Source organism: Pseudomonas sp. X10 (assembly GCF_054889225.1).
On sequence record NZ_CM142677.1, the window covers coordinates 3,913,559 to 3,926,496 of the forward strand.

11 protein-coding genes are annotated in these 12,938 nt (G+C 63.1%); 10 read left to right on the forward strand and 1 reads right to left on the reverse strand.

The genetic code is table 11. From position 1 onward, the window contains the following. Positions 1–135: 135 nt before the first annotated feature. The 4 genes from ACYU03_RS17685 (at position 136) to ACYU03_RS17700 (ending at position 4,542) form a co-directional block, all read left to right on the forward strand. Positions 136–1,491: a nucleobase:cation symporter-2 family protein gene (locus tag ACYU03_RS17685; RefSeq protein WP_461885931.1), complete on the forward strand. Its 1,356-nt coding sequence runs from the start codon at positions 136–138 to the stop codon at positions 1,489–1,491. A 132-nt stretch (positions 1,492–1,623) separates the two neighbouring features. Continuing rightward, positions 1,624–2,409, forward strand: a complete 786-nt coding sequence (locus ACYU03_RS17690; RefSeq protein ID WP_461885932.1) for an outer membrane protein OmpK — start codon at positions 1,624–1,626, stop codon at positions 2,407–2,409. A 369-nt stretch (positions 2,410–2,778) separates the two neighbouring features. Then, positions 2,779–3,561, forward strand: a complete 783-nt coding sequence (locus tag ACYU03_RS17695) for an outer membrane protein OmpK (protein WP_461885933.1) — start codon at positions 2,779–2,781, stop codon at positions 3,559–3,561. Positions 3,562–3,927: 366 nt separating this feature from the next. Beyond that, positions 3,928–4,542, forward strand: coding sequence for a TetR/AcrR family transcriptional regulator (locus tag ACYU03_RS17700; RefSeq protein WP_461885934.1), 615 nt, complete (start codon positions 3,928–3,930; stop codon positions 4,540–4,542). Between the two features lie 52 nt (positions 4,543–4,594). On the opposite strand, the gene ACYU03_RS17705 is transcribed toward ACYU03_RS17700, so the two are convergent. Continuing rightward, on the reverse strand, positions 4,595–5,035 hold the full coding sequence (locus ACYU03_RS17705) for a GlcG/HbpS family heme-binding protein (RefSeq protein WP_461885935.1): 441 nt from the start codon (positions 5,033–5,035) through the stop codon (positions 4,595–4,597). A gap of 257 nt (positions 5,036–5,292) precedes the next feature. Here ACYU03_RS17705 and gcl point away from each other — a divergent pair, with 257 nt between their 5' ends. The 6 genes from gcl (at position 5,293) to ACYU03_RS17735 (ending at position 12,886) form a co-directional block, all read left to right on the forward strand. Beyond that, positions 5,293–7,068 (forward strand): glyoxylate carboligase, encoded by a 1,776-nt coding sequence (gene gcl / locus ACYU03_RS17710; RefSeq protein WP_461885936.1) that lies wholly within the window; start codon positions 5,293–5,295, stop codon positions 7,066–7,068. Between the two features lie 58 nt (positions 7,069–7,126). After that, positions 7,127–7,909 (forward strand): hydroxypyruvate isomerase, encoded by a 783-nt coding sequence (gene hyi / locus ACYU03_RS17715; protein WP_461885937.1) that lies wholly within the window; start codon positions 7,127–7,129, stop codon positions 7,907–7,909. 147 nt (positions 7,910–8,056) lie between these two features. Beyond that, entirely contained in the window at positions 8,057–8,950 is an 894-nt protein-coding gene (locus ACYU03_RS17720; protein ID WP_461885938.1) for a 2-hydroxy-3-oxopropionate reductase, read from the forward strand. A 186-nt stretch (positions 8,951–9,136) separates the two neighbouring features. Then, positions 9,137–10,417, forward strand: coding sequence for a glycerate kinase type-2 family protein (locus ACYU03_RS17725; protein ID WP_461885939.1), 1,281 nt, complete (start codon positions 9,137–9,139; stop codon positions 10,415–10,417). After that, positions 10,407–11,822: a pyruvate kinase gene (gene pyk, locus ACYU03_RS17730; RefSeq protein ID WP_461885940.1), complete on the forward strand. Its 1,416-nt coding sequence runs from the start codon at positions 10,407–10,409 to the stop codon at positions 11,820–11,822. Before ACYU03_RS17725 ends, pyk begins: the two co-directional genes overlap by 11 nt. Before the next feature lie 185 nt (positions 11,823–12,007). Continuing rightward, positions 12,008–12,886, forward strand: coding sequence for an urea transporter (locus ACYU03_RS17735; protein ID WP_461885941.1), 879 nt, complete (start codon positions 12,008–12,010; stop codon positions 12,884–12,886). Positions 12,887–12,938: the final 52 nt, after the last annotated feature.

Below are 12,938 nucleotides of genomic sequence, written 5' to 3' on the forward strand. Positions count from 1 at the left end.
TGCTTCAAACGGCAAGCTGCAAGTATTACGTAGCAAGCATCGAGCTAAGGCTTAAGGCGGCAGGCTTTTTCACAAAGCCACCGCCTGGCGCCTGACGCTTGGATCCGAGAATAAAAACAAAACTCGAGGTGCTGCATGTCCGAGTCACGCAAGGCGTACATTCCCGTTGCGCCCCCGCGACAGCCTTTGCCCCTGTTCCAATTGATCCTGGTGGGTCTGCAACATGTACTGCTGATGTATGGAGGTGCGATCGCCGTGCCGCTGATCATCGGTCAGGCCGCCGGACTGTCTCGTGAAGAAGTCGCTTTCCTGATCAACGCCGACCTGCTGGTCGCTGGTGTCGCCACCATCGTCCAGTCGTTCGGTATCGGTGCTGTCGGTATCCGCATGCCCGTCATGATGGGCGCCAGCTTCGCGGCCGTCGGCAGCATGGTGGCCATGGCCGGCATGCCAGGCGTCGGTCTGCAGGGGATTTTCGGCGCGACCATCGCCGCCGGTTTCTTCGGCATGCTGATCGCACCGTTCATGTCCAAGGTCGTGCGCTTCTTCCCTCCCCTGGTGACCGGCACCGTGATCACCTCGATCGGCCTGTCGCTATTCCCTGTCGCGGTCAACTGGGCGGGCGGCGGCCATACGGCGGAACCCTTCGGCTCCCCCATCTACCTGCTGGTGGCAGGCCTGGTGCTTGCCACCATCCTGCTGATCAACCGATTCATGCGTGGCTTCTGGGTCAATGTCTCGGTGCTGATCGGCATGGGCCTGGGCTACGTACTGGCAGGCTCCATCGGCATGGTCGACCTGACCGGCCTGAACGAAGCGCCATGGCTGCAAGTGGTCACCCCGTTGCACTTTGGCATGCCGACCTTCAGCCTAGCGCCGATCCTGTCCATGTGCCTGGTGGTGGTGATCATCTTCGTCGAATCCACCGGTATGTTCCTGGCCTTGGGCAAGGTCACCGAGCGTGAAGTGACCCCAGGCATGTTGCGCCGGGGCCTGATGTGCGACGCGGGTGCCTCGTTCGTCGCTGGTTTCTTCAACACCTTCACCCACTCCTCCTTCGCCCAGAACATCGGCCTGGTGCAGATGACTGGCGTCCGTTGCCGCTACGTCACGGTGATGGCCGGAGGCATTCTGATCCTGCTCAGCCTGCTGCCCAAGGCGGCCTTCCTGATCGCCTCGATCCCGCCGGCGGTTCTCGGCGGTGCCTCGATCGCCATGTTCGGTATGGTCGCGGCCACCGGCATCAAGATTCTCCAGGAAGCGGACATCGCCGACCGGCGCAACCAGTTGCTGGTTGCCGTGAGCGTCGGCCTGGGCCTGATCCCGGTAGTACGCCCGGAATTCTTCGCCCAGATGCCCCAGTGGATGGAGCCTATCACCCACAGCGGCATCGCCATGGCCACGGTCAGCGCCTTGGTCCTGAACCTGCTGTTCAACATTCTCGGTGGTGCCGAACGCGCTGCGCACAACAACGCCGCCCACCAGCATTGAGTCATTGGGCGGCGCTTTGCCGCCCTGCTCCACCCGTCAGTCACCGCTGGACCGTCGACCCACAGGAGCGGGTCGTCCGGGGCGCTGCGCGCCAAAAAACCGCAAACAATAACAAGAACCGGGAATCACGACATGAAACGCATCACCTCGTCCCTGTTGTTGGGCAGCAGCCTGCTGGCCACCCTTCCGGCTATCGCAGGGGATCTGCTGCAGTGGCAGACCAACAGCCTGACGTACTTGTACGGCAAGGACTTCAAGGTCAACCCGCGGATCCAGCAAACGGTAACCTTCGAGCACGCCGACAGCTGGAAGTACGGTGACAACTTCCTGTTCATCGACAAGATCTTCTACAACGGCCAGGCCGACCCCAACAAAGGGGTCACCACCTACTACGGCGAATTCAGCCCACGCCTGTCGCTCGGCAAGATCTTCGATCGCAAGTTCGAGTTCGGCCCGGTCAAGGACGTACTGCTGGCCATGACCTACGAGCGCGGCGAAGGCGACAACGAAGCCTACCTGATCGGTCCCGGCTTCAGCCTGGCGATCCCCGGCTTCAACTACTTCAACCTGAACTTCTACCTGCGTAACACCGAGGGTAGCCGCCCAGGCGACAACGTATGGCAGATCACCCCGAGCTGGTCCTATACCATTCCCGTAGGCAAGTCCGACATCCTCATCGACGGCTACATGGACTGGGTGGTGGACAACGACCAGAACCGCCGCGGCACCTACCACGCCAACCTGCAGTTCAACCCACAGGTCAAGTACGACCTGGGCAAGGCCCTGAACCTGGGCGCCAAACAGCTCTACGTGGGCATCGAATACAGCTACTGGAAGGACAAATACGGCATCGACAGCCGCGGCAACGTCGACAGCAATCAGAGCGTGACCAGTGCTCTGGTCAAGGTGCATTTCTAAAAGCTGACCGAACGCACAATTTTTGCACCACCTGCTCCAGGACGGAGCACTTGAGGCCTGGCGCGCAAGCCAGTAATCTGCGCGCCCCCTCGATCAGGGCAGGACGGATCCTGCCCGCGTTTACTGACCGCTCAGTCAATGAATTCGGGCGGTTGGCCAACGTGTTGCCAGCCTGAAACACCCTTTTCATCCGTTCAGAACGACGTCGAGCAGGATGGTTGTGCCGTACCCGGAAAGTTGGCGCAGCTCTTGCCAAACAGCTGTGGCCAATCGAAAAAAGCTGACTTTAAAGACAAGTATTAGACAAAAAAGAACAGTGCCACCCAATGAGCGCTGACAACAGATCCAATCAAGGGAGCGACCTACGCGATGCGCATTACCAACAGCCTGATCCTTGCCAGCGGCCTGCTGGCATCCGGCGCCAGCCTCGCTGGCGACCTGCTGCAATGGCAGAACAACAGCATCACCTACCTCTACGGCAAGGACTTCACGGTCAACCCTGAAATCCAGCAGACTTTCACCTTCGAGCACGCCAATGGCTGGAAGTACGGTGACACCTTCATCTTCTTCGACCGCATCTTCTACAACGGCAAGAAGGACGCCAACAACGGCCCCAACACCTACTACGGCGAGATCAGCCCGCGCCTGTCGTTCGGCAAGATCTTCGACCGCAAGTTCGAGTTCGGCCCGGTCAAGGACGTGCTGCTGGCCATGACCTACGAGTTCGGCGAAGGAGACACCGAGGCCTACCTGATCGGCCCCGGCTTCGACCTGGACATCCCGGGCTTCGACTACTTCCAGTTGAACTTCTACCAACGCACCACCGATGGCAGCCGCCCGGGCGACAACGTCTGGCAGATCACCCCGGTCTGGTCCTACACCATTCCCGTGGGCAAGTCCGACATCCTCATCGATGGTTTCATGGACTGGGTGGTGGACAACGACGAGAACCGCCGTGGCAGCTACCAGGCCAACCTGCACTTCAACCCACAGATCAAGTACGACCTGGGCAAAGCGTTGAACCTGGGCGAGAAGCAGTTGTACGTAGGTATCGAGTACGACTACTGGAAGAACAAATATGGCATCAAGGACACCGATGCCTTCGATACCGACCAGAACACCGCGAGCCTGTTGCTCAAGGTGCACTTCTGAGCTGAGGGCCTGCAACCAGGGCCGCTACGCGGCCCATCGCCAGCTGACGCAGGCCCTCATAGAGCAACAGATAACTCTTTGATTTAGCATGAATCTGTAGGAGCGGGCTTGCCCGCGATTGCGGCAGTGAATTTACCGACGCATTCGCGGGCAAGCCCGCGCCTACGCGCAACAGCGCAGCCCAAGAGGCTGGGCGATCTCCTATAGCAGTGCTGTGATCTGGAGGGCCAATAGCCAGTGGCCTCGAAAGCTGAGGCCTGACCGAAAGACGCTGCCTTGAGCGCCCTGCAAGGCCGGTGCTACCATGCCCGACCACCCTGCCGGGCCGTTGAAGCCAGCGGCCAGACTCAAGGAACAGCGCCAACCATGAGCAGCATTCGCGAGCGCAACAAGGAACTGATCCTGCGCGCGGCCAGTGAAGAGTTCGCCGACAAGGGCTTCGCCGCGGCCAAGACCAGCGACATCGCCGCCAAGGCCGGGCTGCCCAAGCCGAACGTCTACTACTACTTCAAGTCCAAGGAAAACCTCTACCGCGAGGTCCTGGAAAGCATCATCGAGCCGATCATGCAGGCCTCCACGCCGTTCAGCGCCGAGGGTGAGCCCAAGGAAGTGCTCAGCGCCTACATCCGTTCGAAGATCCGCATCTCCCGCGACCTGCCGTTCGCCTCGAAGGTATTCGCCAGCGAGATCATGCATGGCGCGCCGCACCTGAGCCCCAGCCAGGTCGAGCAGCTCAACGGACAAGCCCGGCACAACATCGAGTGCATCCAGCGCTGGATCGAACGCAAGCAGATCGCCCCGGTCGACCCGCACCACCTGATGTTCAGCATCTGGGCCGCGACCCAGACCTACGCTGATTTCGACTGGCAGATCTCTGTCGTCACCGGCAAGCACAAACTCGACGACAGCGACTACGAGGCAGCGGCGCAGACCATCATCCGCTTGGTGCTCAAAGGCTGCGAGCCAGAGGCTCAACAATAGAAGCAACGTTTACGCCTGTAGCGGGGCTTGCCCGCTACAGGCCTGATGCTACTTACGCCGCCACCCCTGCATCCGCCGTCAACCCCGCCTCTTCGATCGCACTGATCGCGCACTGCTCATCGATGTCCGAGGTATCGCCGCTGATACCGATCGCTCCCAGCACCACCCCCTGCTGATCACGGATCAGCACGCCTCCCGGCGCCGGCACAACCGGACTCTGGCCCAGACCATTGAGCGCAGAGAAGAACGCTGGGCGCTGCTGAGCGTCGAGCGCCAACAGGCGCGATCCCTTGCCCAAGGCAATGGCTCCCCATGCCTTGCCCATCGCCACCTGCGGCCGCAGCAGGCTGGCGCCGTCCTCCCGTTGCAGGGCCAGCAAGTGACCACCGTTGTCCAGCACCGCCACTGTCAGCGGTGCGGCGTTGATCTTGCGGCCTGCGGCCAGCGCGGCGTTGACCAGGCTGACAGCGACTTTCAGGTTCAAAGCGTTCATGAAAAGGTCCTCTTCTTGTTGTGAGAAGCCCGGAGGCAGGTTAAAAACCGATAGGACAAATAGAACACAGCCAGAACAGTTTTTGTATACAATATTTTTATACTATCGTGCACGATCTTGCCAAAAGCCTTTTTTATAGGCTTCCCGACGAAAGCGCCTTTTCAGGATGAAAATGGATTGACCTAGGTTGCTCAGCGTGAATACACTCTAGCGAAAAGCAAGTTGTATACAATTACAAAATCGATGAGGCACAAACCATGAGCAAAATGAGAGCAATCGATGCAGCCGTTCTGGTCATGCGCCGTGAAGGTGTAGATACCGCGTTCGGCATTCCGGGGGCTGCCATCAACCCGCTGTACTCGGCCCTGAAGAAAGTCGGTGGCATCGATCACGTCCTCGCTCGCCACGTCGAAGGCGCCTCGCACATGGCCGAGGGCTACACCCGCGCCAACCCAGGCAACATCGGCGTGTGCATCGGCACCTCCGGCCCTGCCGGCACCGACATGGTCACCGGCCTGTACAGCGCTTCGGCCGACTCCATCCCGATCCTCTGCATCACCGGCCAGGCCCCGCGCGCGCGCCTGCACAAGGAAGACTTCCAGGCCGTCGATATCACCAACATCGTCAAGCCGGTCACCAAGTGGGCCACCACCGTTCTGGAACCGGGCCAGGTGCCCTATGCCTTCCAGAAGGCCTTCTACGAGATGCGCACCGGTCGCCCAGGCCCCGTGCTGATCGACCTGCCGTTCGACGTACAGATGGCCGAGATCGAGTTCGACATCGACGCCTACGAGCCGCTGCCGGTGCACAAGCCTGCCGCCAACCGCGTCCAGGCTGAAAAAGCCCTGGCCATGCTCAATGAAGCTGAGCGTCCGCTGCTGGTCGCCGGCGGCGGCATCATCAACGCCGATGCCAGTGACAAGCTGGTCGAGTTCGCCGAACTGACCGGCGTGCCGGTGATCCCGACCCTGATGGGCTGGGGCACCATCCCCGACGACCACCCGCTGATGGTCGGCATGGTCGGCCTGCAGACGTCGCACCGCTACGGCAACGCCACCCTGCTCAAGTCCGACCTGGTGTTCGGCATCGGCAACCGCTGGGCCAACCGCCACACCGGTTCCGTCGAGGTGTACACCGAAGGCCGCCGCTTCATCCATGTGGACATCGAACCGACCCAGATCGGCCGCGTCTTCACCCCGGACCTGGGCATCGTCTCCGACGCAGGCGCCGCCCTGGACGCCTTCCTGGAAGTGGCCCGCGAGTGGAAAGCCGCTGGCAAGCTCAAGGACCGCGGCGCCTGGCTGGAAGACTGCCAGCAGCGCAAGTCCAGCCTGCAGCGCAAGACCCACTTCGACAACGTGCCGGTCAAGCCGCAGCGTGTGTACGAAGAGATGAACCAGGTCTTCGGCAAGGACACCTGCTACGTCAGCACCATTGGCCTGTCGCAGATCGCCGGCGCGCAGTTCCTGCACGTCTACAAGCCACGCCACTGGATCAACTGCGGCCAGGCTGGCCCCCTGGGCTGGACCATTCCGGCAGCCCTGGGCGTGGTCAAGGCCGACCCGAGCCGCAAGGTCGTCGCGCTGTCGGGCGACTACGACTTCCAGTTCATGATCGAAGAGCTGGCCGTGGGCGCGCAGTTCAACCTGCCTTACGTCCACGTGCTGGTGAACAACGCCTACCTGGGGCTGATCCGTCAGGCGCAGCGTGGCTTCGAGATGGATTACTGTGTACAACTGGCGTTCGAGAACATCAATGCCTCGGAAGTCAACGGCTATGGTGTCGACCACGTGGCCGTGGTCGAAGGCCTCGGCTGCAAGGCCATCCGCGTGTTCGAACCGGACGAGATCGCCCCTGCCCTGCTCAAGGCCCAGAAGATGGCTGAAGAGTTCAAGGTGCCGGTGGTGGTCGAGGTGATTCTCGAGCGCGTGACCAATATTTCCATGGGCACCGAGATCAACGCTGTCAACGAGTTCGAAGACCTGGCCCTGGTCGGTAACGACGCACCTACCGCGATCTCGATGCTGGACTGACCGCCCAGTGCCCCCGCGCCCAGCGTGCCGGGGGCCCTTTTTCTGCAAGGAGACAACCATGCCTCGCTTCGCTGCCAACCTGTCCATGCTGTTCACCGAGCAGGACTTCCTGGCCCGCTTCAAGGCGGCCGCCGACGCCGGCTTCAGCGGTGTCGAATACCTCTTCCCCTACGACTACAGCTCGGCCGAAATCAAGCAGCAGCTCGATACCCACGGCCTGACCCAGGTGCTGTTCAACCTGCCGGCCGGTGACTGGGCCAAGGGTGAGCGTGGCATCGCCTGTCACCCTGACCGCGTCGAGGACTTCCGCGCCGGTGTCGAGTTGGCCGTCGCCTACGCCAAGGTCCTGGGCAACACCCAGGTCAACTGCCTGGCCGGCATCCGCCCACAGGGCCCGGACTGCGCCACCGTGCGCAAGACCTTCGTCGACAACCTCAAGTACGCCGCCGAGAAGCTGCAGGCCGCCGGGATCAAGCTGGTCATGGAAATGATCAACACCCGCGACATCCCGGGCTTCTACCTGAACACCACCCAACAGGCCCTGGAAATCCAGGCCGAAGTGGGCAGCGCCAACCTGTTCCTGCAATACGACATCTACCACATGCAGATCATGGAAGGGGACCTGGCGCGGACCATGGAAACCAACCTGGGCCTGATCAACCACATCCAACTGGCCGACAACCCCGGCCGCAACGAACCGGGCACCGGCGAGATCAATTACCGCTTCCTGTTCGAGCACCTGGACCGCCTCGGTTACCAGGGCTGGGTCGGCTGTGAATACAAGCCGTTGACCACCACCGAGGCAGGCCTCGGCTGGCTCAAGACCCACAACGCAATCTAAAGCCTGACGCCATCCCTGTAGGAGCGGGCTTGCCCGCGATTGCGATGGCGCCCCCTACCGCCGCTATCACGGGCAGGTCGGGGCGTCGAAGCGCCGCTACAGGGCCCGCGGCGTCTGAACTGAACAAGTACAAAGAGGCAAATTCTCATGGCTAAAATCGGTTTCATCGGCACCGGCATCATGGGCAAACCCATGGCGCAGAACCTGCAGAAAGCAGGTCACAGCCTGTTCCTCTCCACTCACTACGGCGCTGCCCCGGCCGACCTGGTCGCTGCTGGCGCCGTCGCCCTGGCCAATCCCAAGGAAGTGGCCCAGGAAGCCGAGTTCATCATCATCATGGTTCCCGACACCCCGCAGGTCGAAAGTGTCCTGTTCGGTGACAACGGCGTGGCCGAGGGCATCGGCCCGAACAAGGTGGTGATCGACATGAGCTCGATCTCGCCAACCGCCACCAAGGTCTTCGCCGAGAAGATCAAGGCCACCGGCGCTGCCTACCTGGACGCCCCGGTGTCCGGCGGTGAAGTCGGCGCCAAAGCCGCGACCCTGAGCATCATGGTCGGCGGCTGTCCGAAAGCGTTCGAACGCACCCTGCCGCTGTTCCAGGCCATGGGCAAGAACATCACCCACGTCGGTGGCAGCGGCGACGGCCAGACCGCCAAGGTGGCCAACCAGATCATCGTCGCCCTGAACATCCAGGCCGTTGGCGAAGCCCTGCTGTTCGCCGCCAAGAATGGCGCCGATCCGGCCAAGGTACGCGAAGCGCTGATGGGCGGCTTCGCCTCCTCGAAAATCCTCGAAGTGCATGCCGAGCGCATGATCAAGGGCACCTTCGACCCGGGCTTCCGCATCAACCTGCACCAGAAGGACCTCAACCTGGCCCTGCAGGGCGCCAAGGAACTGGGCATCAACCTGCCCAACACTTCCAACGCCCAGCAAGTGTTCAGCACCTGCGTCGCCCTCGGTGGCGGCAACTGGGACCATTCGGCGCTGATCAAAGGCCTGGAGCATATGGCCAACTTCTCGATCCGCGACGACAAGTAAGCCCTTCAGGTCCTGTCGCTGTAGGAGCGGGCTTGCCCGCGATTGCGATCGCTCAGACAACAACGTTGCCACGGCTGATGCTCGCTCCTACATGACAACGAGCAACACCGCCCCTGGTTCGGCCTGCACGGAGGCAGATCCGGGGGCGTTTTCGATTCTGCATAACAATAAGATTGGGAGCCTGCCATGTCGGTCGATCCGCAAAAAATTCTCCGCGAGCTGTTCGACACAGCCATCGACGCCGCACACCCCCGCCAGGTCCTCGAACCCCACCTGCCCCGCGACCGCAGCGGCCGCGTCATTGTCATCGGCGCCGGCAAGGCCGCCGCCGCCATGGCCGAAGTGGTAGAGCGCAGTTGGCAGGGCGAAGTCTCTGGGCTGGTGGTGACCCGCTACGGCCACGGCGCCAACTGCCAGAAGATCGAGGTGGTCGAAGCCGCTCACCCGGTTCCCGACGCCGCCGGCCTAGCCGTGGCCAAGCGCGTACTGGAGCTGGTCAGCGACCTCGACGAAAGCGACCGGGTGATCTTCCTGCTCTCCGGCGGAGGCTCGGCGCTGCTCGCCCTGCCTGCCGAAGGCCTGACCCTGGCCGACAAGCAACAGATCAACAAAGCGCTGCTCAAATCCGGCGCGACCATTGGTGAAATGAACTGCGTGCGCAAGCACCTCTCGGCGATCAAGGGCGGCCGCCTGGCCAAGGCCTGTTGGCCCGCCACTGTCTACACCTACGCGATTTCCGACGTGCCGGGCGACCTGGCCACGGTCATCGCATCCGGCCCCACCGTAGCCGACCCGAGCACCTCGGCCGATGCCCTGGCCATCCTCAAGCGCTATAACATCGAAGCGCCCAAGGCCGTCATCGACTGGTTGAACAACCCGGCCTCCGAAACCGTCAAGGCCGACGACCCGGCCCTGGCCCGCAGCCACTTCCAACTGATCGCCCGGCCCCAGCAGTCGCTGGAAGCGGCAGCAGTGAAAGCCCGCCAGGCCGGCTTCAGCCCGCTGATCCTCGGCGACCTGGAAGGCGAGTCGCGCGAGGTGGCCAAGGTCCACGCCGGCATCGCCCGGCAGATCGTCCAGCACGGCCAGCCACTGCCGGCGCCCTGTGTGATCCTCTCCGGTGGCGAGACCACCGTGACCGTACGCGGCAATGGCCGTGGCGGACGCAACGCCGAATTCCTTCTCAGCCTCACCGAAAGCCTCAAAGGCCTGCCCGGCGTCTATGCCCTGGCCGGCGACACCGACGGTATCGACGGCTCGGAGGAGAATGCCGGGGCCATCATGACTCCCGACAGCTACGCCCACGCCCAGGCCCTGGGCCTGTCGGCCTCCGACGAGTTGGACAACAACAACGGCTACGGCTACTTCGCCGCGCTCGATGCACTGATCATCACGGAGCCGACCCGGACCAACGTGAACGACTTCCGCGCCATCCTGATCCTCGAGACCCGCAATCATGACGCCTGATAAAAAAGTCAAAATCCTCGCCACCCTCGGCCCCGCGATCAAAGGCATCGACGAGATCCGTCAACTGGTCGAAGCCGGGGTGAACATCTTCCGCCTCAACTTCAGCCACGGCGAACACGCCGACCACGCCCTGCGCTACCAGTGGATCCGCGAAGTGGAAAGCCAGCTGAACTACCCGCTGGGCATTCTCATGGACCTGCAAGGGCCCAAACTGCGCGTCGGCCGCTTCGCCGACGGCAAGGTCCAGCTGCAGCGTGGCCAGGCCCTGCGCCTGGACCTGGACAGCACTCCGGGCGACAGTCGCCGAGTCAACCTGCCGCACCCGGAGATCATCGCTGCGCTGGAGCCGGGTATGGACCTGCTGCTCGATGACGGCAAGCTGCGCCTGCGGGTGACCGCCAAGCACAGCGATGCCATCGACACCGAAGTGCTTGCCGGTGGCGAGCTGTCGGACCGCAAGGGCGTCAACGTACCCCAGGCGGTGCTCGACCTCAGCCCGCTGACCGCCAAGGACCGCCGCGACCTGGCCTTCGGCCTGGAGCTGGGCGTGGACTGGGTAGCCCTGTCGTTCGTCCAGCGCCCCGAAGACATCGCCGAAGCGCGCCAACTGATCGGCGACCGCGCCTACCTGATGGCCAAGATCGAAAAACCTTCGGCCGTGGCCCAGTTGCAGGCCATTGCCGAAGCGTCCGACGCGATCATGGTCGCCCGGGGCGATTTGGGTGTGGAAGTGCCGGCCGAAAGCGTGCCGCAGATCCAGAAGCAGATCATCGGCACTTGCCGCCAGCTCGGCAAACCGGTGGTGGTGGCGACGCAGATGCTCGAGTCCATGCGCTTCTCGCCAGCCCCGACTCGCGCCGAAGTCACCGACGTCGCCAACGCCGTGGCCGAAGGCGCCGACGCGGTGATGCTGTCGGCCGAGACCGCCTCCGGTGACTACCCGCTAGAAGCGGTGCAGATGATGAGCAAGATCATCCGCCAGGTGGAGAACGGTCCGGACTACCAGGCCCAATTGGACGTTGGTCGGCCCAAGGCCGAGGCTACGGTGTCGGACGCCATCAGCTGCGCGATCCGCCGCATCAGCGGCATCCTGCCGGTGGCGGTGCTGGTCAACTACAGCGAGTCGGGCGCCTCGACCCTGCGCGCCGCCCGCGAGCGGCCACGGGCACCGATCCTCAACCTGACGCCCAACCTGGCCACCGCCCGCCGCCTGAGCGTTACCTGGGGCGTGCATTCGGTGGTCAATGACCGCCTGCGCCAAGTCGACGAGATCTGCTCCACCGCCCTGGAGATCGCCCAGGCCCAGGGTATGGCCAGCCGGGGTGACACCCTGCTGATCACCGCTGGCGTGCCTTTCGGCAAACCGGGATCGACTAACACCCTGCGGATCGAAACCTTGATCTGAAACGCTGCTGATCCCCTGTAGGAGCGGGCTTGCCCGCGATAGCGTCGGCATGGACAACCTTGCCGCCTGATCCATCGCCATCGCGGGCAAGTCCGCTCCTACAGGTGCCAGGGCACAAAAGCACTGCGGAAAAACCGAGGCCCCGAAGAGGCCCACCGCTCCCCCTCAACCTTCCTGACTGCCCCATGTACACCAAGAATTTCGTCAACCCGTGCCCCGACTGGGCCACGGCGCTGCTCAATGGCTTCAGCCAGGTGCTGCTGCTGCGCAACCCACTGTGTGGCCTGTGCTGCCTGCTGGCCATCCTTCTGACCGCCCCCAGCCTGGTCGGCGGAGCCCTGCTCGGCGCCCTCACCGGCTTGCTCACCGCCCAACGCCGCGGCTACGACCGAGCCGACCGCCAAGCCGGGCTGTATAGCTACAACGGCGTGCTGATCGGCATCCTGATCAGCGCAGTGCTGCCCTGGTCGGCCATCCTGCCGCCGCTGATCATCGCCGCCGGCGGCCTCTCCAGCATCATCACCCACCAGTGGCGCAAGCGCGGTGGCAAACTGCTGATCGCCTACACCTCGCCCTTCGTACTGCTGGGCTGGGGCACCCTGCTGCTGGCCGAGCCGACTGCCGCCAACGCGCCGGTCGAGGCCAACCCACTGTATGCCCTGGGCCGGGGCCTGGGGCAGATCTTCCTGCTCGATAAGCCGTTGGCCGGCCTGCTGATCGCCATCGGCATGTTCATCGCCAATCGTTACGCGGCCTTCTGGGCATTGCTCGGCTCGGCCATCGGCGGCAGCGTGGCGCTGCTCAGCGGTGAAGCACAGGCCGCCTGGCAAGGCCTGTTCGGTTTCAATGCCGCCCTGGCCGCCCTGGCCTTCAGCCGGCAACGCGAGCAACCCATACTGCCCTTGCTGGCGATCCTCCTGACGCTGCTTCTGCAACCCCTGTTCAACCTGCTGCCGGTCTCCGGGCTGACCGCCCCATTCGTGCTGGCCTGCTGGCTGATGCACTTGGGTGGCCGCCTGGCGCGAGCGAGCCGCAACGACGCAACGCCTCACCTGCCCAGTTGAAACGTCGTTCCTGCTCCCGCCGTGGCGATGCCTTTTCAGGAAATCCGAATAA